The 25129-nt window shown below is 44.1% G+C and carries 23 protein-coding genes and 1 pseudogene; 14 read left to right on the top strand and 10 right to left on the bottom strand.

The window, feature by feature from the left end; all coding sequences use genetic code 11:
• Positions 1 to 35: 35 nt before the first annotated feature.
• A complete protein-coding gene (chrA, locus tag FTV08_RS01415) occupies positions 36 to 1241 on the bottom strand; it encodes a chromate efflux transporter (RefSeq protein WP_044111504.1) in 1206 nt (401 codons plus the stop codon).
• Positions 1242 to 1364: 123 nt separating this feature from the next.
• On the opposite strand from chrA, the gene FTV08_RS01410 reads away from it, so the two are divergent.
• The 6 genes and pseudogenes from FTV08_RS01410 to FTV08_RS01385 all read left to right on the top strand — a co-directional run bounded on the left by FTV08_RS01410 (position 1365) and on the right by FTV08_RS01385 (position 7296).
• Positions 1365 to 2369, top strand: coding sequence for a patatin-like phospholipase family protein (locus tag FTV08_RS01410; protein ID WP_180086344.1), 1005 nt, complete (start codon positions 1365 to 1367; stop codon positions 2367 to 2369).
• A gap of 810 nt (positions 2370 to 3179) precedes the next feature.
• Positions 3180 to 3701: an acyl-CoA thioesterase gene (locus FTV08_RS01405; protein ID WP_004280680.1), complete on the top strand. Its 522-nt coding sequence runs from the start codon at positions 3180 to 3182 to the stop codon at positions 3699 to 3701.
• A 151-nt stretch (positions 3702 to 3852) separates the two neighbouring features.
• The gene (locus FTV08_RS01400) at positions 3853 to 4416 is read left to right on the top strand and encodes a TetR/AcrR family transcriptional regulator (protein ID WP_044108550.1); all 564 of its coding nucleotides are present in this window, start codon (positions 3853 to 3855) and stop codon (positions 4414 to 4416) included.
• 40 nt (positions 4417 to 4456) lie between these two features.
• A complete protein-coding gene (locus tag FTV08_RS01395; RefSeq protein ID WP_044108551.1) occupies positions 4457 to 5656 on the top strand; it encodes an MFS transporter in 1200 nt (399 codons plus the stop codon).
• Position 5657: 1 nt separating this feature from the next.
• Positions 5658 to 6550 (top strand): annotated as a pseudogene (locus FTV08_RS01390) (LysR substrate-binding domain-containing protein).
• 131 nt (positions 6551 to 6681) lie between these two features.
• Positions 6682 to 7296: a glutathione S-transferase family protein gene (locus tag FTV08_RS01385; RefSeq protein WP_044108553.1), complete on the top strand. Its 615-nt coding sequence runs from the start codon at positions 6682 to 6684 to the stop codon at positions 7294 to 7296.
• An 82-nt stretch (positions 7297 to 7378) separates the two neighbouring features.
• Here the strand turns inward: FTV08_RS01385 and FTV08_RS01380 are convergent, their stop codons facing one another.
• Together FTV08_RS01380 and FTV08_RS01375 are read right to left on the bottom strand one after the other, a co-directional pair.
• Positions 7379 to 8983 carry a bifunctional 3-(3-hydroxy-phenyl)propionate/3-hydroxycinnamic acid hydroxylase gene (locus FTV08_RS01380; RefSeq protein ID WP_044108554.1) on the bottom strand — a complete coding sequence of 535 codons (1605 nt, stop codon included), beginning with the start codon at positions 8981 to 8983 and terminating at the stop codon, positions 7379 to 7381.
• Positions 8984 to 9336: 353 nt separating this feature from the next.
• On the bottom strand, positions 9337 to 9570 hold the full coding sequence (locus FTV08_RS01375) for a hypothetical protein (RefSeq protein WP_004645811.1): 234 nt from the start codon (positions 9568 to 9570) through the stop codon (positions 9337 to 9339).
• Between the two features lie 391 nt (positions 9571 to 9961).
• Between FTV08_RS01375 and FTV08_RS01370 the strand changes: the two genes are divergently transcribed.
• The 5 genes from FTV08_RS01370 to FTV08_RS01350 all read left to right on the top strand — a co-directional run bounded on the left by FTV08_RS01370 (position 9962) and on the right by FTV08_RS01350 (position 14787).
• Positions 9962 to 10969 (top strand): GTP-binding protein, encoded by a 1008-nt coding sequence (locus FTV08_RS01370; RefSeq protein WP_005265917.1) that lies wholly within the window; start codon positions 9962 to 9964, stop codon positions 10967 to 10969.
• A gap of 101 nt (positions 10970 to 11070) precedes the next feature.
• Positions 11071 to 11601 (top strand): YaeQ family protein, encoded by a 531-nt coding sequence (locus FTV08_RS01365; RefSeq protein ID WP_044108573.1) that lies wholly within the window; start codon positions 11071 to 11073, stop codon positions 11599 to 11601.
• Positions 11602 to 11686: 85 nt separating this feature from the next.
• Entirely contained in the window at positions 11687 to 12310 is a 624-nt protein-coding gene (locus FTV08_RS01360) for an MgtC/SapB family protein (RefSeq protein WP_004731934.1), read from the top strand.
• An 85-nt stretch (positions 12311 to 12395) separates the two neighbouring features.
• Complete coding sequence (locus tag FTV08_RS01355) at positions 12396 to 12734, top strand: FKBP-type peptidyl-prolyl cis-trans isomerase (protein ID WP_004731933.1); 339 nt, start codon at positions 12396 to 12398, stop codon at positions 12732 to 12734.
• A 241-nt stretch (positions 12735 to 12975) separates the two neighbouring features.
• Positions 12976 to 14787 (top strand): diguanylate cyclase, encoded by a 1812-nt coding sequence (locus tag FTV08_RS01350; protein WP_180086342.1) that lies wholly within the window; start codon positions 12976 to 12978, stop codon positions 14785 to 14787.
• Here FTV08_RS01350 and FTV08_RS01345 read toward each other — a convergent pair.
• Positions 14784 to 15227, bottom strand: a complete 444-nt coding sequence (locus FTV08_RS01345) for a GNAT family N-acetyltransferase (protein WP_035341193.1) — start codon at positions 15225 to 15227, stop codon at positions 14784 to 14786. The two genes, FTV08_RS01350 and FTV08_RS01345, sit on opposite strands and share 4 nt — an antisense overlap.
• A gap of 394 nt (positions 15228 to 15621) precedes the next feature.
• Here FTV08_RS01345 and FTV08_RS01340 point away from each other — a divergent pair, with 394 nt between their 5' ends.
• From FTV08_RS01340 to FTV08_RS01330, 3 genes are all read left to right on the top strand, one after another.
• Positions 15622 to 16107: a hypothetical protein gene (locus FTV08_RS01340; RefSeq protein ID WP_180086340.1), complete on the top strand. Its 486-nt coding sequence runs from the start codon at positions 15622 to 15624 to the stop codon at positions 16105 to 16107.
• A gap of 259 nt (positions 16108 to 16366) precedes the next feature.
• Entirely contained in the window at positions 16367 to 16642 is a 276-nt protein-coding gene (locus FTV08_RS01335) for a hypothetical protein (protein ID WP_180086338.1), read from the top strand.
• 149 nt (positions 16643 to 16791) lie between these two features.
• Positions 16792 to 17289, top strand: a complete 498-nt coding sequence (locus FTV08_RS01330; RefSeq protein WP_180086336.1) for a DUF2505 family protein — start codon at positions 16792 to 16794, stop codon at positions 17287 to 17289.
• Positions 17290 to 17411: 122 nt separating this feature from the next.
• Here the strand turns inward: FTV08_RS01330 and FTV08_RS01325 are convergent, their stop codons facing one another.
• The 6 genes from FTV08_RS01325 to FTV08_RS01300 form a co-directional block, all read right to left on the bottom strand.
• A complete protein-coding gene (locus FTV08_RS01325; RefSeq protein ID WP_180086334.1) occupies positions 17412 to 18086 on the bottom strand; it encodes a DUF1345 domain-containing protein in 675 nt (224 codons plus the stop codon).
• 212 nt (positions 18087 to 18298) lie between these two features.
• On the bottom strand, positions 18299 to 18748 hold the full coding sequence (locus tag FTV08_RS01320) for a YbjQ family protein (RefSeq protein ID WP_180086332.1): 450 nt from the start codon (positions 18746 to 18748) through the stop codon (positions 18299 to 18301).
• 3 nt (positions 18749 to 18751) lie between these two features.
• A complete protein-coding gene (locus FTV08_RS01315) occupies positions 18752 to 19108 on the bottom strand; it encodes a YbjQ family protein (protein ID WP_180086330.1) in 357 nt (118 codons plus the stop codon).
• A gap of 107 nt (positions 19109 to 19215) precedes the next feature.
• Complete coding sequence (adeK, locus tag FTV08_RS01310; RefSeq protein WP_180086328.1) at positions 19216 to 20682, bottom strand: multidrug efflux RND transporter AdeIJK outer membrane channel subunit AdeK; 1467 nt, start codon at positions 20680 to 20682, stop codon at positions 19216 to 19218.
• Entirely contained in the window at positions 20682 to 23858 is a 3177-nt protein-coding gene (locus FTV08_RS01305; protein WP_180086326.1) for an efflux RND transporter permease subunit, read from the bottom strand. Before FTV08_RS01305 ends, adeK begins: the two co-directional genes overlap by 1 nt.
• Positions 23859 to 23871: 13 nt before the next feature.
• Entirely contained in the window at positions 23872 to 25119 is a 1248-nt protein-coding gene (locus FTV08_RS01300; protein ID WP_180037086.1) for an efflux RND transporter periplasmic adaptor subunit, read from the bottom strand.
• Between the last annotated feature and the right edge of the window lie 10 nt (positions 25120 to 25129).

Below are 25129 nucleotides of genomic sequence, written 5' to 3'. Positions count from 1 at the left end.
CCCGATCATTCGGGGCTTTTTTGTGCCAAAGTTATTTAAAAGAAATTTAAATAACTTTGATAAAGCACGAAGCCCAAAATCAGGCTGAACCAGACTGGTAATTTTGAGCGTAGCAGGGCAATCATCACTGCGACAAAGACCAGGTCGGAACCATAGCTAAAATAGCGTTGTGAAAGATCCAACAATAAATATAGTAACAAACCCACCACTGCAGCATTGATGCCCATCACCGCCTGATGAATATGGCGCTGCTGCATCAACCACGACCAGTAAGGCAAGGTGGCAAAGATCAAGAAAAATGAAGGTAAAAAGATTGCACAGGTCGCTAACAATGTATTCAGCCAGGCATAAGGCGTCCAAGGCAGCAAAGCACCAATATAACTGGCAAAACTGAATAAAGGTCCCGGCATTAGCTGGGTAAATGCATAGCCAAGATCAAAAGACTCTGCACTGACTAAACCGGTTGTGACAAAATCCTGATGCAGCAAAGGCAGAATTACATGACCGCCACCAAACACCAGCGAGCCAGTCTGATAGAAATTAGAAAAAAATTGTAGCTCCGATTGGCCCCATAATTTGCCTGCTAAGGGCAGCAGCAAAAATGGCAGGATAAATGCCAGCAGCCAATAGGGCGCAGCGGCAGATCGAATATAAGGCAAGCTGATTGCCGTTTTGTTAATTTCTTTGGGTTTCGAATCTGATTGGGAAAAATGTCCGGCCAAGAGTCCACAGACTGCGCCCAGCATAATCACCAGAATCTGGTTAAAACTCACTGAAACCACCATCAATAATATGACAGAAAGGATTAAGACTGAGTATTGCCAGGCCGTTTTACAGAAGCTTCTCAGCATTTGCCAGAATGCCCAAGCGATTACAGAAAATACAATTAACTGGATGGTATGAAAGCTGTTTGAGTTTAAAATATGAAAATAGCTTTGACCCAAGAGTGCTACCAAGGTCATCAGAATCATTGAGGGCAGGGTAAAACCCAGCCATGCGATCACTGCACCAGTATAGCCTCGTTGCAGATAACCGATCGACAGCCCCACCTGACTGCTGCTCGGCCCGGGTAAAAGTTGTGCCAAAGCGACCAGTTGACTGTACTGGGTGTCATTCAACCATTGCAGTTGGGTCACAAATTTTCGGTGAAAAAACACCAGATGCGCCGCTGGACCGCCAAATGAAATGCAGCCCAGTTGCAGGAAAATCAGGAAAATCCGGTACAGTGAGATTGAAGGCATACAGTTATGGGAAAAATGAAGATAAAGTAGCTGAACTGTATGACAGTTTTACGAAATTCTACAGACTATTTATGCATGTGTTTATACACTATGCTGCTTTAGATTAATGAGGACATTCTCTGCATGCAGAAATATGTGTTGAGTATGGTGATACTGGGTACATTTGGCCTAAGTGCTTGCCAAACGACCCCCATGACAGCCCAAGCGGCGACCAGTCATCTACAACCTGCTGCACAACGCGGAGAAGCTCAGGCACGTCCGAATCAAATTGATTTTCAAAAGATCAAGCAAACCCAGCAACGTCCGGTAGTTGCTTTAGTTCTGGGCAGTGGCGGTGCTCGTGGCTATGCGCATATTGGTGCGTTGGAAGTACTGGAACAGGCGGGTATTCAACCAGATTTTATTGTCGGAACCAGTGCGGGCAGCATTGTGGGATCCATTTATGCAAGTGGTAAACCGGCGATTGAACTGCGCAATATTGCCCTCAGCATGCGACCGAATGATGTCCGTGATATCAAACTAGCCAGAAAAGGCTTTTTTGATGGCAAGAAAGTTGAAGATTATGTCAATTTGCAGGTCGATCAAACCCCGCTTGAAGCCATGAAAATCCCAATGTTTGTGGTAGCAACCGCGCTGAAAGAAGGCAAGAAAGTCGTCTTTAACTATGGCAATACCGGACAGGCGGTACGTGCTTCAGTCTCGATTCCGAGTATGTTTATTCCGACCATCATTCAAGGTAAAGAATATGTAGATGGTGGTCTAGTCAGTCCGGTGCCGATCGATGTGGCACGTGAGTTGGGAGCCGACATTGTGATTGCGGTAGATATTCTGGCACAACCCATTCACACGGAAACCAGCAATGTCTGGGGACTGTTTAACCAGAATATCAATATTATGCAGCAACATCTGGCGCATGAAGAATTAAAGCATGCAGATGTGGTGATTCAGCCAGATCTGCGTGAAAAAGGCCATATCTTTGATGTACGTGGCAGGGAACTCACCATGCAGGCTGGTGCCGAGGCGACCCAGTTAAAGTTGATGGAAATTTCACAAGCCTACCAAAAGCATGATTATGCTCAAGGACATCGGATTCCACAGTTTGTGGTACATGAACATCAGGCTCAATAAATCTTTTTTTGAATTTTATGTTTATTCCTATATCGCACAACCGCGGTATAGGGATATCCAATCAAGAGAATGAAAGATCATCGGCTGTAACGCTTAACTGATTGTTATAAAAGATAAGATGATTGCCTATGTATATCAGTCAATCGGAATTATCTCAAAAGATAAAATTAATTTTAAACATAACAAATTGAATTATAAGTATATTGTTTTAAATAATAAGCCTTATTCGTCCTAAATTAAAATTTTAATATTATTATTCGTATACTTAAGTTGATCAAATATTCAAAAGCATCCGTGTTCATGCCAGAATGCAGTTTGAAAAGATCACTGCACAGATGTAGACATCATGATGCATATTAAAATTGGACAGCAGGTCAAACTGGCATAATTCGAACACTATATTTTTACAGTGACCGCACGCCATCAGGATGGTTCTTTTACCGTTGAAACGACCTTGGATGGTCAACAAATTTTAAGTTATCAGAACGTGGCACAGGAAATGCTCAGGCCAGTGATGCTTTAAATCACGGAGAGTCTTTTTATTTTCCTGAATTATTTTTGTTCAGAGCTTAAAACAGTGAAAAATTCTCAGTTGCTATGTAATCAGCCCCAGATAAATAAGTGTTGATTTATTGGCACTTAACTTTCTAACTGAGATTTTAAGCAATTAAATATATTTTTTTCTGTATGAATACATTTTCTATATCAATAATTGTGATGCTTCATTTGCCGAATTGAACATTTTATTCATGTTAAAAACGCTATAATAATAAACGATAACCTTGTCATTCAAAGAGTTCAAAGAAAACGATGGCCCCTTTAGATCAAATTGCAGCAGTGTCGGATGACCAGTCAGAGTTAACGATGTCAGTTCTCATGACGCCAGATATGGCAAATTTTTCAGGAAATGTTCATGGTGGAACCATTCTGAAATTATTGGATCAGGTGGCGTATGCGTGTGCAAGTCGCTATTCGGGCAGTTATGTTGTGACCTTATCTGTAGACAAGGTGAATTTTAAAGAGCCGATTCACGTCGGTGAACTGGTGACATTCCTGGCCAGTGTGAACCATGTTGGCCGTACCTCGATGGAAATCGGGATTCGTGTAGAAGCCCAGAATATTCAAAAGAGAACAGTACGTCATACCAATAGCTGTTATTTCACCATGGTAGCGGTGGATGAAAATGGTAAACCAAAACAGATTCCAGCTTTGAACTTGGACAATGATTGGAAACGTTGCCGTTTTGAAGCAGCAGAACAGCGTAAAGTCGCGCGTTTGCAAGAAAATCATCATCCTTCTTGTAGTATTTATAAAAAGACTGCACAGAGTTAAGTTAAATCGTGATTGAGAAAAGACCTTCTTTAGTAAGGTCTTTTTTTTGCCTCAATTTAAGTTTTTCGCTGGAGCTTTGCCCTTTTTTACCCCAATATAAAACGATACGTATCGTTTCGATTTTTAAATATTAAAAGTTAAGTAGAAAAATATGAGCAGTTACGAAAAAAGTTCCCGGCGACAGCAGTGCATTTTACAGGCAGTCGCAGATGCGCTGGCAGAATGTGAATATCATCAGCTGACGATTGAAGATGTGGCGGCACGTGCCGGCGTAGGCAAGTCCACGATTTATCGATGGTGGAAACATAAATCGGAACTGGTGCTGGACACTTTCAAACAGCATACAGCTTCGGTATTTGAGCTGGATGCCTCTAAAAGCCTGAAAAGTAATCTCATTCAACAACTTGGTTCTTTATCTCAGGCACTGAATCATCCGGTCGGTCGGGCTTTGCTGGTAGTGATTGCCAATCACCGCGAACTGGCAGGTGAGTTCTTTCAGCAATATCTCTTGCCACGTCGGCAACAGACCCATCAACTGATTCAGCAAGCGATTGAACGGGGAGAAATTCGCTCGGATTATCCTTTTGATTTAATGCTGGATACCTTATACGGCCCGATTCATTACCAGATCATTTTTTTCAACCGGATTCCAGATGAACACTATATCCAGAATCTGGTCGAGTTGGCCTTGCATCCGGTCACTGTTCAAGCCTGAGTTTGTGCTATTTCCCTACAAATTTTAAGAGTTGGTGATTATGTCAGTTAGCGTTGAGCGGTTATGGAATCGCTCATTTATCTTGTGCTTATTCAATAATTTTTTCCTGTTTGTTTATTATTTTGCCTTACTGACCATCTTGCCGATTTACATCATGAAAGATCTGGGCGGTTCGGTAAAAGAAGCGGGTCTGGCGCTGACGCTATTTTTGGCCTCTTCGATTGCGGTTCGGCCATTTTCCGGCATGATCATCGAAAAGCTCGGCAAGAAAATCTCGATGCGCGGTGCAGGCGTGATTTTTGCCTTATTTTCCTTTAGTTATTTGCTGGTAGATAGCATGTGGTCGCTGTTGCTGGTGCGTTTTTTACATGGTATTTGGTTCAGTATTCTGACCACGGTGGCAGTACCCGTCGCTAATGAATTTATTCCTGAACAGCGCAAAGGTGAGGGCATGGGCTATTTCGTCATGTCGACCAATCTGGGTGTGGTTTTTGGGCCCTTGCTGGCATTGACCGTAATTCAGTTCACCAGCTTCAAAGTCTTATTTGGCATTCTTGCCGTTATCATTTCTTTGGGGCTCATTTTCTGTTGGATGCTCAAAATCACAGAGTTACCAAAACCTGAAGCTATAAGCACAGAAAAAACCAGCTTGAGCTTGCAGGATATTCTGGAAGTCAAAGTTCTGGCGGTAAGTTTTGTGGCTTTACTAACCGCTTTTGCCTACTCGGGCATCATGAGTTTTATTACTGCATTTAGTGAAACCAAGCAGCTTTTGGGCTATACCAGCGTATTCTTTATTGTATTTGCAGCATCCATGTTGCTGGTCAGACCTTGGGTTGGAAAGATTTATGACCGTAAGGGACCCAGTGCGGTGATTTATCCTTCATTTATTTTCTTTGCCATTGGTCTGGTGATTGTCAGTCTGATTTCCAATCAATGGATATTATGGTTGTCGGCAGTGTTTATTGGCATCGGTTATGGTTCACTATTCCCATGTTTGCAGACCTTGGCCATTCAGTCGGTCGACAAACAGCGTATGGGACATGCGATTTCAACCTTCTTTACCCTGTTTGATCTGGGTTTAGCGATCGGTTCCGTAGCCATGGGGGTATTGATTGCCTATTGGGGCTTTGAAACTACTTATGTTTTGAGTGCCGCACTCGTCATTGTGACGATATTGGTTTATCGTCAGTATGTTGCCAAAAAGCAAAATAAGCGCCCGGCAAGTTTGGAGTTATAAAATGGAATTAAGGCATTTACGTTATTTCGTTACGGTGGCGCAGAAACTGAACTTTACCCGTGCCGCGGAAAAATTAAATACGGTACAGCCTTCATTGAGCCAGCAAATCAAGGATCTGGAACGTGAGGTTGGCGTACAGTTGCTAGAGCGGAATAACCGTAAGGTCGGGCTAACTGAAGCTGGACAGGCGTTTTTAAAAGAAGCTTTACTGAGTCTTGAGCATGCAGAGCGCGCCATTCAGACTGCCAGACAGATCGCCAATGCGCAGCAGGACCAGCTGAATATCGGTTTTGTCCCGGTCGCGGAAATGAAAGTCTTTCCTTATATCATGCCGAATATCCGCGCACATTTTCCTGAACTGAAAGCACAGTTTCATAGTCTGACCGATGCAGAACAGTTTAGTGCCTTAAGAAATGGACAGATCGACATTGCCTTTACCCGATATCCGGGGCAGTTGAGTGAATTTGATTCGATCCGCATTTTTGATGAGCCTTTAACCCTGATCGTGCCGAAAGATTCCCCGGCTGCGGCCTTGCCCTATGTCAGTATCAAGGGTTTTGAAAATCAGGACTTTGTGATTAGTGATGAGCAGTCCTCACCGCAACTGCATAAGCTGATTCAGGATTTTTTTAAGCAGTCCAAATTAAAGGTAAATGTGGTGCAGTATTCCACCAATATTCTGCTCAATGTCAATCTGGTGAGAATGGGCGTGGGCTGGAGTCTGGTGCCAGCCTTGTGATTCCATTGCTCGGCGATAATATTGTGGTGAAAAAGACCCTAGAACCGTTACCGATGATTGGACTGTATGCCAATTATCGCAAGGATCAAAAACATGTGGTGATTGATCTGATTTTGAAAGTATTAAAAGAAAAGTTTTGTGTGGATCTTTTTTAATATTTAAACCTTCAATCTGCCCATCTAAAAAGCCGTGCGACAGAAATGATCTGTAGCACATCCTTTTAAATCGGGACTGCAAATCACTTTATACTGAACCTCTAACAATAAAAACCGGTTGAAGCAGGATGATGAAGCTCTATAACAACCCACAATCACGTGGCTTGACCTTGTTGCCTTTGCTGAAAGAATTGCAGATTGAAGATCAGATTGAGCAGGTGGAAGTTGCCTATGAGCATATGCATCAGCAGGCGTATACTCAGATGAATCCGATGGGAAAAGTTCCCTGTCTGGTGGATCAGGAGGTCGTCATTTCAGAAATGGCCGCCATTTTTATCTATCTGGCAGATAAGTATTCTGACAAAGGATTGGCACCTGCTTTGAATGATCCGAAGCGTGGGGCGTATTTGAAATGGATGTTTTTCTGTCATGGGCCCCTCACCGAATATATCGATATAAAAAATTTGCAGGTACCGCCAGAAAATATTGAAAAGAACCGAAGAAGTTTAAGTTTTGGGAATGAAGCAGCCGTATTTGATTTCCTGAAACAGGGCATCGGGCAGGCCAGTCCCTATCTGCTGGGCGAAAAAGTCTCGGCGGCGGATCTCTATGTGGCTTATTGTTTAATTTTCGCGATCTCTGCGATAATTTTACCGCCATTTGACGAGTTCAAACCCTTCCTGCAGCAGATGGCTCGCCGTGATTCCCTGAAAGATATTCCGTGGTTTCAGGAATACCAAGTCTAATTCCTCGGTCTATATATCTTGATATGGAGATCTAAAACAATAAAAAAACCACGCCGAAGCGTGGTGAAAAGTGACTCTAATATTATTTCAGGTAAAGCTTTTTAAATAGTTGCTGGCTGGTACTTTCCATCGACTGTGGAATGGCTAGCGCAGCCACGAAACGGTCAGGACGCAAGATTACAACGGATTCAGACGTGTTACCAAACCAGGAGCGGATATCTATGCCGATATCACCAATGGTAATGACATCTTGATACTCTTTGCGCTGGTTATTTTGCAATTGCACCGCAGGAATTACCTGGATGAATTTCACGCCGAGCGATTTCCACTGTTGCAACGTCTCCGGACTAAGACCCCATTTCGGATCGACACCCCAGGCAATAATCGCAAAATCATTGCCGATCATTTCATCCAGTAATACGGTTTCACCTGAAGCCAGCTGAACCTGAGGCTGGATAAACATCTTGCCAACCGGAGAGTTCTTGGCTCCGTTACTTAAAAGTGCGCCGTCATGATATTTCGGCATCGGCTTGAAACGCATTTCCAGCAGGTATTGTTTGATCGGCTTGATATAGTTCAGGGCATAGGCAATGCCGTCACGAACAAAACCTTGCCATTTTTTCGGTGGTGCCAATACGTGACCTGCCATCACCGACAGGTCAATCATCGCCTTGGCATGGTCTTTACGTTCGATCTGATAAGAATCTAAAAGTGCTGGGCCAGCTTTGCCTTGAACAACCAGCGCCATTTTCCAAGCCAGATTAAAGGCATCACGCATACCGCTGTTATAACCCTGACCTTGCCATACCGGCATAATGTGCGCTGCATCACCGGCAAGTAAAATACGGTCGACACGGAACTTGTCCGCAATACGAGCATTATGGGTATAGACACGCTGACGGATCACTTCGATACCATCTGTGCTTGGTAAAACCTTAGAAAGAAGTTTGGCAATATTTTCCGGTTTGCTCAGTTCTTCCTGCGTTTCACCCGGCATAACCATAAATTCAAACCGGCGAATACCATGTGGCAATGCGGCTGATACATAAGGACGAACCGGATCACAACATAAGTAAATATGTGGTGTAGCAAGCGGATCATTCTCAAGGTCAATCACGATCCATTGATTCGGTACGGTTTCACCTTCAAAGGCAATGCCCAGGTTGCGGCGCACATATGAATTACCGCCATCACAGGCAATCAGATATTGAGCGCGGATGGTTTCTGCATCGCCCTCTTTATTTTGCAGATTGAGTGTTACGCCGTCAGCATCTTGACTAAACTGGGTCAATTGACGAGAAAATAGCACTTGGGTGTTTTTATATTGCTTTAAGCCTTGCAGTAGGACGTTATCGACTTGTGGCTGAATAAAGGCATTACGGCGCGAGAAACCAAACTCACGTGTTAAAGGCTGAATATCTGCAAAACAGCGACCTTTAGGCGTCAAGAAGCGCATCGCATGATTCGGAGTGGTATGCGGTAAGACTTGATCGACTAAACCCAAAGATTGAATGGTACGTAAGGATTCATCATCGATTCCAATCGCACGTGGATAATCAATCAAACTATCCAGTTGCTCGACAATCGTGACAGCTACGCCTTGCTTGCTCAGATAGTTGGCAATGGTTAAGCCGACAGGGCCGGCGCCAAGGATTGCCACTTCAGTAGTGTAATTAGTATTGCTCATAGCGAATGTCCACTCAATCGACTTGCATTTGATGCTATTAAGGGACAGTTAGAAGCCAGAAACAAGTTAGGCAATAGTAGCTTAAGTATATGGATAATATTGGATTGAAATAGGTGGTTTTTGAATAAATAATTGATTTTAATTATAAAAATAATAAAAATTTGATAGCCTGTATTAATTCTATGATCAGTTTTGACTATGGTGATAAATAGATTTTATGCAATAAAAATGCTGAACCAGCATCAAGCATGATTCAGCATAGAATAATATCGGGGGCAGTATAGGACAAAGCCTACTGGAGAATTACTGTCCCTGATATCTTCATTGAAGGATTAAACGAGTTGTTCAATCACTTAACGTGCAGCAGGTTTTGCAGGTGTCGTAGTTTCCGCAGCAGCTTCAGAGGCAGCAGGCTGCTCTGCAGATGCGCCTGCAACAGGAGCATTCGATTCAGGTAATTCCTGGGTAGTCACAATCACTTTTTCTTCTGCAGTGGTGGTTTTCGCATCTGTAGTTTTACTATCAGCAAAACTGGTGGCTGCAGCAGCAGTAAGCGTAGTGGCAAGTAAGATTTGTGCATATTTCATTTTTGGCATCCTTTTATTCATGTCATGTAATCTGCCGAGCTGACCATCACATCAATTCGACAGATGCCCATCCTAAGCACTGAAATTTTACTGAGCAAATCAATTAACAAAAGCGACACGCAGGGAATAACCCAGCAGATACAAAACTGAGAAAGTTGTTTTATTTCTGTTAATTATGCGGAGTTTTATTTAATGAAAGTGTGTGTGAATATTTCAAGAATCCAATTTGAAATAAAAGTTAACATAGAAAATTGGTAATTTGGGATCATTCCATTAATTTTTATCTCTGTGATTTTCACGCCGTGTTTGCGAAGAACACGCATTTTAAAGTCACACTGTGCTTTATAATGCAGAGTATTGCTATTTCTATTCAATCTCTTGAGAGTCGATTTTGAAAATTCTGTCAGCGTCGCAGGCTATTCCTGTCCATATCATTTCCGGATTTTTGGGTGCAGGTAAAACCACACTACTCAAACATTTATTACAGCAAAAACCGGAACAGGAAATCTGGGCTGTGCTAATGAATGAATTCGGCCAGATTGGGGTAGACCAGCAGTTATTGCCGCAAGATCAGGGTTATGCGGTCAAAGAGCTGTTGGGTGGTTGTCTATGTTGCAGTAGCCAATTGCCGATGCAGATTGCCTTGTCACGCCTGCTGTCAGAAGTGAAACCGGATCGTCTGTTTATCGAACCTACCGGACTGGGGCATCCTGGCCAATTACTGGAACAGCTGACCGAACCGCACTGGCAGAGTCATTTAAACATGCAGGCATTGGTCACAGTGGTAGATGGTTCACGTTTGCATGATCGAGACTGGACTCAGCAAAACCTGTACGCAGACCAACTCAAGGCAGCGCATATTGTGGTGATTTCACATACTGACTTGATGACAACCGCAGACCACGCAGCACTCACGCAACTTCAGACAGAATATCAACCTTATGCCCAACAGTGGTTGTTCACCGAGCATGGACAACTCGATATCGAACTGATCAAGCAGGACTATCGGGGTTCCGCCCGTCAGATTCAGCCTTTGTTAAAACAGCAACAGATCACCCGTTCAGCAGATACGCCCTTAGTGATTCAGCAAATGCCTTATCATTATGTAGAAAGCGCGCAGGGTTATCAGGTTGCGGGCTGGAAATTGCCAAAACGCTGGCAATTCAATTTTTATGATCTGCTGGATCTGCTCTGTGAACAAAAAGACTGGCTCAGAATCAAGGGAATTTTTAATACGGATCAAGGCTGGAAAAGCTTTAATTTTAATCCTGAGCAGTTTAATTATCAGTCGGCAGATGAAGGCATTGATAACCGGGTAGAAGTGATTTATCAACAGTCACGGGATTGGCTGGCCTTTGAAACTGCCCTGATGCAATGTCGTATGGATCCAGAGAAATAATGGTACTGTTTCTAGTGCGCTGAATGAATTATTGGCCTAAATCTGTTCAGCAAAATAGCGCTAAATCTTATATGCTAGGCGCCAAATTTGAGGATTATGTGATGGCGTTAAAAGCGACGATTTATAAGGTTGATTTGAATATTGCGGACATGGATACGCATCGTTATGCAGACTATCAGCTGACGATGGCGCTGCATCCTTCAGAAACCATTGAACGCTTGATGGTGCGTATTTTGGCCTATGCACGCTATGCCGATGAAGCGCTGGAATTTACCAAGGATCTTTTTGAAACCGATGAACCGGCACTCTGGGAAAAAGATCTGACCGGTCAACTGGTCAAATGGATTGAAGTCGGTAGCCCGGATGAAGATAAAGTCAAAAAGGCCAGTGCGCGTTGCAAGCAGGTCGCAGTTGTCACCTATGGTTCTGCGGTGGATGAATGGTATAAGCGCAGCAGCAAATTAAAAATCTTAAAAAATGTGGAAGTGTGGAAGTTATCTACCGCAACCACCGACGCATTGCCACAGTTATGCGAACGCACCATGCAGTTACAGCTCAATGTGATGGATGGTGAATGGACCTTGATTGGCGATCAGGGCCAGGTGCTGGTGGAGTGGGAACAGTTACAATAAGGCCAAATAAGGATGCAAGTCTGGACTTGTATCCTGTAGCTCAAATTGCGTATATCTGAGGAATAAGAATACGCAGGGTTGCACCATGTACCATGAACTTTATGATTTACTGCTAGCTGTCGCGATTGGCGCAATTATTGGTGCAGAGCGTGAGTATCACAGTAAATCTGCTGGATTGCGTACCATGATTATGGTCAGTCTGAGTTCCTGTTTATTTACCATTATCTCCCTGAAAATAGGCGTGGCCAATCCTGACCGGCTGGCCGCCAATGTCTTGACTGGGCTGGGTTTTCTGGGCGCTGGTGTTATCCTGAAAGATGATAACCGTATTTCTGGAATTACTACCGCAACCACGATCTGGATGACAGCCGCACTCGGCATGGCGGTCGGTGCAGGCTATGAACTCTTAAGTATTTGGGCTACTTTTATTGTCATGGCGGTGCTGGTTTTATTGATGTATGTCCAGCGCGGTATCGAATCTCTGAATCAAGAACGCAGCTATGAAATCGTCTGCCCATTCGATCAGAATGATTCCGATCACTACGAAATGTTATTTAAACGTTATGAGTTAAAAGTGGTGCATTCCTCACAAAAAAAAATTGATCAACAGATTGTCGGACGCTGGATTCTGATGGGATCGGCCAAGAATCATCAAGAATTAACCCAGTATTTACTCAATGATAAGAATATTCAGGAACTCAGCTTTTAACCCATCAATGTCCCAAGCTTAAAAAAACAGAGCAATCCAGTTTATACTGAGCTTTGAATTTTATGCTCCTCTCAGGTAAATAACCATGATCAACGAACTTGAAATTATTGATTTAAAAGTAGGCGAAGGTAAAGAAGCGGTAAAAGGTGCCTTAATTACCACGCACTATACCGGCTGGCTGGAAGATGGAACCAAGTTTGATTCTTCTATTGACCGTGGTAATTATTTTGAAACTGTCATTGGTACCGGTCGTGTGATCAAAGGTTGGGATCAGGGTATTCTAGGAATGAAAATTGGCGGTAAGCGTAAACTGATGGTGCCTGCACATTTGGCCTATGGCGAACGCAAAATGGGTAAAGTCATTCCGGCCAATTCCAACCTGATTTTTGAAATTGAATTGTTTGACGTAAAAACACGTGATTAAAATGATTTAACTGGCTGAATATAAAATATACTTTTTATTCAAAAATGTATGATGGTTCTGGTACAGTCGCTTCAAAATAGACTGTGCCGGAGACGCTACAAAAAACATCTAAAAAGATTTGAAATCAAAAATATTCCTTGTAGATTATAAGAATAATAAAGAATTATTTTGAGATATAACGTATTTGCATAACTTGATAAGGAATGTCTGTTTTTTCGTATTTGTCTGTGTCTTGAGCTGGATGACTTGCATCGTAAGTTCAGCAATCGCTCAGGATGAACTCCCTTCGCCGTCATTTCAGCAGCAATCTCACGACCATATTACTGAAGTCCATTTTACCGAACATAGTACGAGTCCTTTGCAGGGAAAATGGCTGTTTTATCCGAGCCAGTTTATTATTCAGCCCAGTCCTGTACTGCAGTCAAAAACAGTTGAATTGCCAGCCTCTTTTAAAACTCTGGCGGGTTCAAATTCTGGCTATGGTACCTTTATTGGCTATTTAAAAATTCCGAAAGAATTTCTCGGGCGACGCATCGCAATTCGGATTCCGACCCAATACGGCGCCTATCGGGTATATGTCAACGGACAGTTTATTGTCCGGCTCGGGGAAATCAGTACTACACCTGAAAAACAGGTGACTGAAAAAGCACCGCGTATTGGCTATTTTGTTCCAGATACTGAATATATTACCTTAAGCATTCAGGCTTCAAATTATACCCACTTGCATGGCGGTCTCGAGCGACCGATGCAGATTGGCGTTGCAGGTACCATCAATCGCCAATTCCAGCAGCTCATGATGAGTATTGCCATGGTGTGCGGCGCGGTACTTGGGGTGGGGGTGTTTACCATTCTATTTTCGGTATTCAGGGGATCACGAGAACGTAACAGTAAAAGTATCTTTGTTTTTGGCTGGTTTATTGTCTTTTTAGCCCTGCATAACCTGTTTTCTGCACCTTATGCCTATTCGGTATTTACCAATATCAACTGGCTGTGGGGAACCCGCTTAGAGTATCTGTTTACTTTTATTGCTGCCTTCTTTTTTCTCAGCTATATGCATCTGTTTAACCGGCGCTATCTAAATCCGGTGATTTATTATATCGCAGTGGCCTTACTGGTCTTTAACATTACTTTCACCCTATTTTCACCTCCTGAGATATTTGAACGTCTGGCCCTATTTAGTGCAATTTTTGCCTTGGTCATCATCGGTAATTTTATTTACGGCTTTTATCAGACCTTACGTTATAAAGAGCATTATTCGCGTTTAAATCTGATTGCGATTATTTTCCTCTGTCTAACTTTTTTGAATGATTATCTGTTGCTGATCAATGTAATTAAAACCACGCATCTGTTCTTTATCTCAACCAGTATCTATGCCTTACTAATTATGTTTCAGCAGTCCAGACATTATGCACATCAAACTTATGAGACTGAACAGCTAAACCTGAACCTGATCGCGCTCAATAATTCGCTTGATCAAAAAGTCAAAGAACGCACTCAGCAGCTGCGTGAAGTGAATGCCAAACTGGAACAGCAGATGAATATTGATGCATTGACCGGGGCTTTTAACCGGCGTGCCTTAAATCATGAAATCCAGCAGCAGTTTTTACAAACCCAACAACAGCCGCAACATACCTTGATTTTTGCCATGCTCGATGTCGATTTTTTTAAAAACTATAATGACTACTATGGTCACTTAAAAGGCGATGAAATCCTGAAAAATCTGGTCAGGATTATTCAAGCTGCTTTGCCACCATCTGGCTATCTGGCACGTTATGGTGGTGAAGAGTTTGCGATTCTGCTCACTGGAATGCCGGTGCAAACTGCCCTGAAAAATCTGGAAAATGTGTTAAACCAGATTCGGGAACAGCGTATGCAACATCTGAATCGGCCAGATGCAAAAGATTATGTTACGGTTAGTATGGGCGCGGCCTGGGTTGAACAAAACCATGGCTATGCAGATATTCATGAATTGATGAAAGCGGCAGATGTGCAGCTCTACGCCGCTAAACAGGCAGGACGTGATCAGTTAAAAATTGAAAAAGAGGTCGATTAAAAAACATATTTATACAGATAGCGCGATTCATCTTCTGACTCGGCAGAATGTGGATGAAAGCCGCAGTGCTGATAATAACTTAAGGCAGTTTGGGTAGATTGTATTTCAATCTGATGAATTTTTTTCTTTAATAAAGTGCGATGCATTTGTTGAAATAACTCGGTGCCAAATCCCAGTCTTTGGCAGTGTTGGGCCACATAATGCATCCGGATTTCTCCAGCATCACTGACCAATAAGAACCCGACGACCTTGTCATATATGAGATAAACCCAGCAATCGTTATACAGCATATCGACAATCAGGCTGGCATGATCAAACTTTTCTAGCCAGGTTTGAATTTTGCTTTCTTCACGCTGATGATCCAGTACACAGGACTGAATGCTGTCATGAATGACCTGAATAATTTGAGGTATATCTTCGACCCTCCCTTCACGAATCATAATATTATTCATTTTCTAGAACATTTATAGGGAAGGTTTATTTGATAAAAAAGAAGAGGGTAAAAAACAGAACAATATTGTAGTTTTTTGAGAATATTTTCCGTGATTTATCCATGTGAAGATCTGTTCTGTTGCTGATTTGTCCTGTTTGTTTATCTCAAGTTCTTGAATCTCATTAGGGAGTTAAAAATAAAAAATCAAAGTAAATCAATTTTTAAATAAATCGAAGTTCGAATCTGGGTAAAATGAGCAAGCAGAGAAGATAAATAGTAAAAATAAGCCTCAAGTTTGCACTGTATAAAAAATAGACGTATGCTGGGTCAAAAGGGACTATTCAAATGAATCTTGATCCTATAACCATAAAAATAAAATTAGTCACATGAGATCATCCACCATGCTGAAATTACTGTTCCTGTTATGTGTTTTATTCATGTTGAATGCTGCCTGGATCGTCGGCAGAAAGATCTATAAAGCTCAGCGCCATCTGGCGCGTCAGCGTCCAGAAAAACCGGCACAGATTTCCAGCATGACAGAGCAAGAGGTCATCGAGCAAGAGCAGCAAGTACATCTGGTGGATGCTTATGAACTGGAATTGTTTGACGATGTGGCACAGCTATTCTTTCAACGGCAGGTGCATATTGAGAGTCGAGCACAGGCCGAACAGTTACAGCAAGAACTATTACAAAAAATGCCGATGCACAGTGGTACCCAGATTCGTCAGATGGATTTAGGCGAATGGTCTATTTTCTGGAATTTTTATGATCAGTCACTGGAATATTATGTCGGTCGCTATGGCGTATTCTATGCACATGTCGACCGTTTTGGAGAAGAGCACCGGCATGAAATTCACAGGGAACTTTTGCATTCTGACTGTGCTTAGAACACCACTTTCAGTCATTCTGTACGATTGAAGATCTCAGACTACGTACTTAAGCCATTGCAATTCAGAAAAGGTATCTCATGCCTTAGCTCAGATTTTTTCTGCCGCTTGGCGGAAATAGCCCATATAATTTATCTCCTTTAAGCCATAATCTTGTGCTAGAAAAACCTCAAAACTCGAGAGTCGTATCCTTGAAATAGTCATTTAAAATGTACGAAGTCTGGCGAGCAATGATCCGGACTAAAAAGGCAGAAATACTATGATCATTGATTTTCATCAAGCACAATTACAGAAGTTTATTGCACTGGCGATGAAGATCGAAGCTGAGCCTGAACTGTATTTGCAGTTTGATTCTGTGTCTGATTTTTATAAGGCTGACTGGCTGCAGGCTTTCCCAGCTAGAACTGAATACTATGTTTCCGGTCTAGATGATGGTGCCGATGAGTTTCATGCCGTGATTTATTATGGCGAAGCGCAGCTACAGATCAGCTGTGGACAGGCACAGCTTTCAGTAAAACTATGTTGCAAACATTGACCGGGCTGCCGGAATTTCCCGATAAAAGAATAATGACATCCGCTATAAAGTTGATATAAATTGCAGAGTCATCTCTGTATCTGATTTTTATTCGCATCAGCCGAGAGTGGCATAGGCGAATATCGTAATAAAAATAAGGAAAAAATAGCATGGCACATCAGTTCACCGTGAAAGCAATTATCAATGGCGTGTCTATTGATGAATTTAAGCGTTTGGCCAATGATATTCGTTTGCATGAGGCAGTTTGCCATCGAATTCCTGCGCAAAACTTGGAAATCCTTGTTTCGGAAAAGCAGGGGCATATGTATACCCTGAAACGCGCTTATAATCTGGATGTTAATATTCCGGATATCGCAAAAAAATTACTCAAAGATGCCTTCCGTTTGCAGCGTACCGATGTCAGCGATCTGAATGAAATGACTTCGACGGTACAACTCGGTGCGAACTTGCCGATCGAAGCCATCTGTCAGCGTGCAGTTACCGGAGATCAAGACCAGATCCAGTTCCAGTTAAACTGGACAGTCAAAGTCAAAGTGCCTTTACTAGGTGGCATGCTAGAAAAGCATGCTGAAGGTGAGATTCGTAAATTTAGTGAAATTGAACTCAGCATTGTCGAAGATGAATTGCGTAAAGGTCTCACCGCTTGAAGCAATCAAAAAGTGTGATTGACCTAATTTAAAAGCTGGTCATGTATACACCTAGGTGGTGGTAGTCATTTGGGCGGTAGATCGCCATTTTCAGGGTGACTGCCACTATCCAAAAAACTTTTTTAAGTGCTGATAAAGTTTGCCGTCACATTAATACTGATGGCCAGAATGGTGGTATTGAATCCGTAAGCCAAAAGCAAATGTAAGGTATTTAGAACCCGCATAGATTGGCAAGTAATGGATACATCTGCAGTTTGCGCAGAAGTCCCGATGATATAACTAAAATATAGAAAGTCCGGATAAGTCGGTCTTGCGGTATTGGGGAAATCCAGTCCACCGTGTTGCTGTTTGTCGAGTGCCAGATAAAAGTCATGTGCATAATGAATTGCAAAAATCGTATGCATCAAGAACCAGGCTGAAATAATGGTCAGAACTGACAAGATTAAATGACCGGTTCGGATGGTGGTATCTTTGGGTAAGTGATTAATTTCAATAATAATCGCGATAAAACACATGATCAGGGTGATGATCACCAGAAACAGAATGATCCATTTACTGGCATCCTGTTGCATGGCGCGTTGCAGAATATGAGCATGATCAATACGCCAGAGTTTTTTTATGGTCAATAATAAATAAGCGTAAATTGCGATATTCCAGCTGATCAAGAGGCAGCTTGACCAACTCAAAGGAGTGACTGTCTGTAAAACCAGATAAAATCCAATGATGGCTGGGAAAATAATAAAGAAATACAGACGGGATTGAAGTGCCATTTTTATAGATTGAAGAAGCTGCATCATGCCATTTATATTTATTTTGCTGACTTCTCAAGATCCTAGCACAGAACCGTTTGCAATAAAGAAGATTGCAACGGCCTGAGTAGCAGCCTTAGTTATTTCCTCTACGAGATTTTATCCTAAAGGTGCGGAGCTTGATCCACGTTCAGCAATTTGACTGCGCGGATCATGCAGCAGGCGTGATCATCTCAATAAATTTTTTTTTGAACCGATGTTTAAACGGATTGAGCGGGTTGTTGGATTGCAGTGCCATAAGCAAAGACTTCCACCATGCCACCTTGCATACCGAGTTCAGTGGTGCTGAGCCGAATACCCATAATCTGAGTCGCCCCGATTTTTTCGGCTTCGAGTTTTAAACGTACAATCGCTTCACGTCTTGCACGTTCTACTACACTTTCATAGCTGGTCAGACGACCACCAAGTATATTCTGCACATTTGCAATCGCATATTTAAAATAATCATGGGAAATGACCACATTGCTGCTGATCATCTGTCCGGAATATTCAGACACAGCGAAGCGGCTATTGTTCACCCGGATATATGCCAGACGTTGTTCCTGTTCATCCAGATAACGAAAATGTTTACCTTCGTTATAACGTCCAAAACCGAAACCGACACAAAACAGAATGGCAAAAATGATGATCTGGAGAATTAAACCATCCATGCTTTAATCCGCCTGCGGAAAAGGGTCGGGCAATTTCGGCATGATCGGATCAACGACTACGGCTGTCCCATAAACAAAGAGTTCAGAAGCACCTTGGGCGATATTAGAGGTCGAGAAACGAATGCCGACAATCGCATTGGCACCCCTACTACGGGCTTTTTCAATCATGCGGTTCATGGCTTCCTGTCGTGATTCTTCCAGCAGTTCGGTATAGGCGGTAAGCTCACCACCGACAATATTTTTCAGGCCGGCCAGCAAGTCACGTCCGACATGTTTGCTGCGTACGGTACAACCATACACCACATCAATTTGCTGGCGAATGGTATGTCCCGGTACAGATTCCAGATTGCTAAGTAACATGTGCATGTTTTCTAAATAAATCGCTGGTCTATGACAATAGGAAAACTGCCTTGAAAATGCAATAAAAAAAGCCCACCGAAGTGAGCTTTTCCTGATCTGTCTGGAATTTATTGCGCTGGCTGTTCTGCCGCACGACGCTGTTCAGACACAGACGGGGTATTCGGCAGGGTATCCGTCGTGTTGACTTTCAAGCCGCCCCCCAGGGTTTTGTAGACTTCAACCTGATTGTTCAGATTAGCCTGTTCAAGCAATAACAAACCTTGTTCTGCTGCATAAGACGCACGCTGTGCATCCAGTACAGTCAGATAGCTGTCAATTCCGGCGCGGAAACGTGCCTGCGACAAGCGATAGGTGGTGTTGGTTGCTTCGACCAGACGGCGCTGAGCTGCCAGACGATCACCAATATTCTGACGTACTGCCAAGGCATCATTCACTTCACGGAAAGCAGTCTGAATCGACTTTTCGTAATCTGACAAGGCAATTTGCTGATCGGTTTCAGAAATACGGATATTGGCCTGACGGGTACCCCAATCAAAAATTGGAATATCCAGACTCGGACCAAATGACCAGGCAAAACTACCTGATTTAAACAGGTCGCCTAAATCAGTAGAGGCATAACCTGCTGAACCGGTCAAACTAATTGTCGGGAACAGACGTGCACGTGCTGCCGCAATATTGGCACCTGCCGCAGACAGGCGGTATTCTGCTGCACGAACATCTGGACGGTTGATCAATAGATCACTTGGCAAGCCTGAACCCAATGCAGTATTGGAAGTGATGCGGGTCACGCGTTGTGCTGGTAATAAATTCGCAGGCGCTTGCTGACCGACCAGCAGGTTTAACAGGTTTTGTGCCTGTGCCACCTGAGTCCGGTAATTCGCAACATCATTACGTGCTGTTTCAACCGAAATTTGCGCCTGACGCACTGGAAGCTCGCTGTCGATCCCGACATCAAAACGTTTTTTGTTCAGATTAAAAGATTCAAGCTGAGCTTTCAGCGTTTGCTCAGCCAAAGCCAGATTGGCATTGGCAAACGAATAGCTAAGCCAAGCCTGAGACACCTGACCAATCAAGGCAATTTGCGTCGCATCTCGAGCACTTTGGGTCGCCAGGAAACTATCCAGCGCATTGTCACGCAAGCTGCGGACACGTCCCCAAAAATCCAGTTCATACGCAGTTACACCCAGTCCGACATTATAAGTCGTCACTGCACCACGATTCTGGGAATTCATGGTGTCCTGGCGTAATACGCTACCACTGGCACCGATCGTCGGTAACTGGTTGTTTTCAGTAATCTGATACTGTTGCTGAGCTCGTTGAATATTGAGGGCAGCAATACGCAAATCACGGTTATTGTTTAATGCCAGATCCAGCACCTGTAACAGGCGCTGATCGGCAAAAAAGTTTTTATAACCCTGTTCTGCTACAGAAGTACCAGACGCATTGGTATAGCTGCTCGGGATATCTGCCTGCGCAACCGGCTCTGGACTGCGCATGCTTTGACAGGCCGTCAAAGCAAGCGCAAGGGCAGATACCGCAATGCTACGACCTGTAATAGACCATACATTTTGCATTACGACTTATACTCCTGATTTTGTTGTTTTGGTTTGTATTTAAAGACACTTCGAATCCACACGTAGAATACCGGGATAAAGAAGATACCTAACAAGGTCGAGCTGATCACGCCGCCGAGTACACCATAACCGACTGAGTGCTGGCTACCTGCACCTGCACCTGAAGCCAGGGCAAGCGGTAATACACCAAAACCAAAGGCCAATGTGGTCATGATAATTGGACGTAAACGCATTTTTGCCGCATGCAAGGTCGCTTCAAATAACTCTTCACCTTGTTCCTGCAATTCTTTCGCAAACTCGACAATCAAGATCGCGTTTTTCGCAGAAAGACCAATCACGGCAATAATCGCTACCTGGAAGTAAATGTTATTCGACAGGTTTGGATTTTGCAGCAGCACCATTCCACCAAAGGTGAGTAATAATGCACCGAAAATACCCAATGGCACCACCAGTAGAACCGAGAACGGAATCGACCAGCTTTCATACAGGGCTGCCAGACACAGGAAGACAATCAGCAGTGACAAGGCATACAGGAACGGAGCTTGCGCACCAGATTCACGCTCTTCCAAAGATAGACCTGTCCATTCGAAATCGAAACCTTGCAAGCCCATTTCTGGTAACTTCGCTACAATTTCTTCCATGGCCACCATCGCATCGCCCGAGCTGATACCCGGAGCAGGTGTACCCTGAATGTTCATGGACGATACGCCGTTATAACGCTCAAGACGTGGAGAACCGTAGGTCCATTCGCCTGTGGCAAATGCCGAGAATGGCACCATTTCACCGCGATTATTACGCACATACCATTGATCCAGATCTTCCGGCATCATCCGCGAGCCAGCTTCACCCTGAACATAGACTTTCTTGACACGACCGCGATCAATGAAGTCATTGATATACGAACCGCCCCAAGCAATGCCCATGGTGCTGTTAATTTCAGCAACACTCACGCCCAATGCACCGGCTTGTGCATGATCGACAATGACACGGTACTGTGGAGTATCTTCCTGACCATTTGGACGCACACCAGCCAGACGCGAGTCTTGTGCTGCTAGACCGAGGATCGTATTACGTGCTGCCAGGAGCTGGTCATGACTTTGACCACTTGCAGCTTTGAGCTGTAAGTTAAAGCCAGCCGACACACCCAGTTCAGGCATTGCAGGTAATTGTAGCGGCATGATGTAAGACGCATCTTTGACAATCATGTTTAGCGCCATACCACGTTGAATAATGGCACCGACTTGAGATTCCGGACTGTGACGCTCTGACCAGTCTTTCAACTTAATGAAAGCCAGACCTGCATTTTGTCCCACACCCGTGAAGGAGAAACCTGCCACACTAAAGACGGATTCTACATGCTCTTTCTCGTTTTCCAAGAAATAGTTGGTCATGGTGCTGACCACTTTGTCGGTACGTTCCAAGGTTGCATTTGGCGGTAACTGAACCAGCGTCATGACCACGCCCTGGTCTTCATCCGGTAGGAACGAAGAAGGCAGTTTCTGGAACAACAGCACAATAATACCCAGTACCACGGCATACACCACACCTGAGAAAATCTTGCTGTGGGTCATGCGGTTGACGCCGCCCTGATATTTCACAGAGACCTTGTCAAAACTGCTATTAAACCAGCGGAAGAAACGCGCAAAAATACCATTACTTTCCGGCTTGTTCGGATCATGCTGTTTCAGCAGGGTCGCACACAGGGCAGGAGTAAAGGTTAAGGCAACCACCAGTGACAAGACCATCGCTGTTACCAGCGTAATCGAGAACTGGCGATAAATGACCCCGGTGGTTCCACCGAAGAAAGCCATTGGAACGAATACTGCCGACAGCACCGAGGTAATACCAATCAATGCGCCAGAAATCTGTTTCATCGATTTTTCAGTTGCAGTAACCGGATCCAGATGTTCTTCCACCATGACCCGTTCGACGTTCTCGACCACAACAATCGCGTCATCGACCAGAAGACCAATCGCCAATACCATGGCAAACATGGTCAGGGTATTAATCGAGAAGCCAAAGATGTTAATGACGGCAAATGTACCCAATACTACGACTGGAACTGCCATGGTTGGAATGATGGTGGCACGCCAGTTCTGCAAGAACAGGAACATCACCAGGAATACTAGAATAATCGCTTCGATCAGAGTTTTAACTACACTCTTAATCGACAGTTCAATAAATGGTGTTGTATCAAACGCCAGTTGGTCGACCATGCCTTGCGGATAGTTTGGACGTAACTGTTTTAAACGCTCTTCAACCGCTTGTGCGGTATCCAGGGCATTGGCGCCAGTCGCAAGTTTAATTGCTACACCACCAGCCGGTTTACCATTAAATTTAGAATCGAACTGATAGTTATCTGCACCAAGTTCAACTCGTGCAACATCACCTAAACGAACTTGCGCCCCCGAAGTGGCATTTTTCAGGAAGATATTGCTGAACTGTTCCGGCGTTTGTAACAGACTTTGAGCCGTTACCGTCGCATTTAACACTTGTCCTTGAACTGCAGGCGCGCCACCCAACTGACCTACGGCAACCTGTGCGTTTTGGGTACGGATTGCAGTAGCAATATCACTTGGCGTCACTTGCAGGCTGGCCATTTTGGCTGGATCCAGCCAGATACGCATCGCATAAGAACCACCAAAGACCTGAACTTCACCAACCCCGGCCACACGGCTTAAAGGCTCAGCAATATTCGAGTTAACATAGTCTTTGATGTCATCTGCGGTCAGGCTGCTATCAGGTGAATAGAATGCCAAAACTTGTAGGAAGCTGGCACCCGATTTGGTCACCCGCACACCCTGACGCTGTACATCTTCAGGCAGCAGGGCAGTCGCAGACTGTAATTTGTTTTGAACCTGAACCTGTGCGATATCAGGATCGACACCCTGGTCAAAGTTCAAGGAAATAGACGAAGAACCATTACCCGCACTGTTAGACGAGATATAGCGCAAGCCATCCATACCGTTCATCTGCTGCTCGATGATCTGGGTCACTGTATTTTCAACAGTTTCAGCAGATGCACCCGGATAAGTCGCAGAAATGGTTACGGTTGGTGGTGCGATGGTTGGATATTGTGCAATCGGCATTTTACTGATGGTTAAAATACCCGCCAGCATAATCACCAATGCAATCACCCAAGCGAAAATCGGGCGATGAATAAAGAATTGAGCCATGAACCATTACTCCTTATGCATTTGCAGCAGGTTTTTGTTCAGGTTTCTCTTTAGCATCATCTGCCTTTTTCTCGCTGGCTGCAGGCTGTTGCGGTGCAGCAGCTTGAGGTTGATAAGGTTTTGGTACAACTTGCTGTTCAGGTTTTACTTTCGCAATACCATCTACAATCACTTTATCGCCTGGATTCAGACCTTCAGTCACAATCCAGTTGCTGCCTTGGGAACCAACGGTGGTCACTGGACGTGGCGTCACTTTATTGTCAGCACCGACCAGCATCGCCATTGCCTGACCTGTTGGGGTGCGGGTCAAAGCTGCTTGCGGAATCAGGAAAGCATTCGGTACTTCACCTTGTACGATTTGCGCAGTGGCAAACATACCTGGTAGAAGCAGGTGATTTTTGTTCGGGAATACTGCACGTAAAGTCACAGTACCTGTTTCAGGGTTCACGCTGGCATCGGAAAATGCAAGACGGCCTTCAACCGGGTAGATACTGCCATCTTCAAGCTTCAACTTGACTTTGGTGTTGTTCGAGCTGTTCAAGCTGCCTTGATTAAGCTGTTGACGTAAACGTAAAAGCTCGGCACTTGACTGGTTGATATCTACATAGATTGGATCTAGACGCTGAATCGTTACCAATGGCTCTGGCTGATTCGCTGTCACCAAGGCACCCGCTGTCACAGACGAACGGTTGGTCTGGCCCGAAATCGGAGCACGTACAGTCGAATAGCCTAGGTTGATTTCTGCATTACGCAAAGTTGCGCGATTGGCATTCAAATCAGCTTCAGCCAGTTTGACCTGTGCCGCGATGTCATCATATTCCTGTTTGGAAATGGCATTGGTACCGACCAGTTGACGGTAACGGCCTTCCTTCACACGCAATACGCCCAGATTGGCTTCAGCACGGGCAATCGCTGCACGGGCATTGTCTACTGTAGTGCGGTTGGTGCTTGAATCGATTTCATATAAGGCCTGACCTTCACGCACATAGCTGCCTTCCGTGAACAAGCGTTTAAGCACCACGCCACTGGCTTGTGGACGTACGTCTGAAATTTCAAATGCTGTTGTACGACCTGAGAGCTCTACAGACTGCTCTACACTTTGCGGTTGTGCAACAAGAACACCGACTTCAGTCGGTGGCATTTGTTGTTGAGCACCAGCTTGCTGGCCCTCTTTAGGATCTTTGCTACAACCAACAAGTGCAAGACTTGTTGCCAATGCGCAAGCAGTCAGGGCAGGTGCCCAAAGCTTTGCAGACATCATTATTCCACCT

It is taken from the genome of Acinetobacter sp. YH12226 (assembly GCF_013417805.1).
Taxonomy (GTDB): domain Bacteria; phylum Pseudomonadota; class Gammaproteobacteria; order Pseudomonadales; family Moraxellaceae; genus Acinetobacter.
Note: the sequence above shows the minus strand (reverse complement) of the source record. Positions and strands in the feature narration are given on the sequence as shown.

What these genes read in the sequence shown, in the direction of transcription:
- chrA (WP_044111504.1), bottom strand. Translation starts at nt 1,241, where the DNA reads ATGCCTTCAATCTCACTGTACCGGATTTTCCTGATTTTCCTGCAACTG.
- FTV08_RS01410 (WP_180086344.1), top strand. Translation starts at nt 1,365, where the DNA reads ATGCAGAAATATGTGTTGAGTATGGTGATACTGGGTACATTTGGCCTA.
- FTV08_RS01405 (WP_004280680.1), top strand. Translation starts at nt 3,180, where the DNA reads ATGGCCCCTTTAGATCAAATTGCAGCAGTGTCGGATGACCAGTCAGAG.
- FTV08_RS01400 (WP_044108550.1), top strand. Translation starts at nt 3,853, where the DNA reads ATGAGCAGTTACGAAAAAAGTTCCCGGCGACAGCAGTGCATTTTACAG.
- FTV08_RS01395 (WP_044108551.1), top strand. Translation starts at nt 4,457, where the DNA reads ATGTCAGTTAGCGTTGAGCGGTTATGGAATCGCTCATTTATCTTGTGC.
- FTV08_RS01385 (WP_044108553.1), top strand. Translation starts at nt 6,682, where the DNA reads ATGAAGCTCTATAACAACCCACAATCACGTGGCTTGACCTTGTTGCCT.
- FTV08_RS01380 (WP_044108554.1), bottom strand. Translation starts at nt 8,983, where the DNA reads ATGAGCAATACTAATTACACTACTGAAGTGGCAATCCTTGGCGCCGGC.
- FTV08_RS01375 (WP_004645811.1), bottom strand. Translation starts at nt 9,570, where the DNA reads ATGAAATATGCACAAATCTTACTTGCCACTACGCTTACTGCTGCTGCA.
- FTV08_RS01365 (WP_044108573.1), top strand. Translation starts at nt 11,071, where the DNA reads ATGGCGTTAAAAGCGACGATTTATAAGGTTGATTTGAATATTGCGGAC.
- FTV08_RS01360 (WP_004731934.1), top strand. Translation starts at nt 11,687, where the DNA reads ATGTACCATGAACTTTATGATTTACTGCTAGCTGTCGCGATTGGCGCA.
- FTV08_RS01355 (WP_004731933.1), top strand. Translation starts at nt 12,396, where the DNA reads ATGATCAACGAACTTGAAATTATTGATTTAAAAGTAGGCGAAGGTAAA.
- FTV08_RS01350 (WP_180086342.1), top strand. Translation starts at nt 12,976, where the DNA reads ATGACTTGCATCGTAAGTTCAGCAATCGCTCAGGATGAACTCCCTTCG.
- FTV08_RS01345 (WP_035341193.1), bottom strand. Translation starts at nt 15,227, where the DNA reads ATGATTCGTGAAGGGAGGGTCGAAGATATACCTCAAATTATTCAGGTC.
- FTV08_RS01340 (WP_180086340.1), top strand. Translation starts at nt 15,622, where the DNA reads ATGCTGAAATTACTGTTCCTGTTATGTGTTTTATTCATGTTGAATGCT.
- FTV08_RS01335 (WP_180086338.1), top strand. Translation starts at nt 16,367, where the DNA reads ATGATCATTGATTTTCATCAAGCACAATTACAGAAGTTTATTGCACTG.
- FTV08_RS01330 (WP_180086336.1), top strand. Translation starts at nt 16,792, where the DNA reads ATGGCACATCAGTTCACCGTGAAAGCAATTATCAATGGCGTGTCTATT.
- FTV08_RS01325 (WP_180086334.1), bottom strand. Translation starts at nt 18,086, where the DNA reads ATGATGCAGCTTCTTCAATCTATAAAAATGGCACTTCAATCCCGTCTG.
- FTV08_RS01320 (WP_180086332.1), bottom strand. Translation starts at nt 18,748, where the DNA reads ATGGATGGTTTAATTCTCCAGATCATCATTTTTGCCATTCTGTTTTGT.
- FTV08_RS01315 (WP_180086330.1), bottom strand. Translation starts at nt 19,108, where the DNA reads ATGTTACTTAGCAATCTGGAATCTGTACCGGGACATACCATTCGCCAG.
- adeK (WP_180086328.1), bottom strand. Translation starts at nt 20,682, where the DNA reads ATGCAAAATGTATGGTCTATTACAGGTCGTAGCATTGCGGTATCTGCC.
- FTV08_RS01305 (WP_180086326.1), bottom strand. Translation starts at nt 23,858, where the DNA reads ATGGCTCAATTCTTTATTCATCGCCCGATTTTCGCTTGGGTGATTGCA.
- FTV08_RS01300 (WP_180037086.1), bottom strand. Translation starts at nt 25,119, where the DNA reads ATGATGTCTGCAAAGCTTTGGGCACCTGCCCTGACTGCTTGCGCATTG.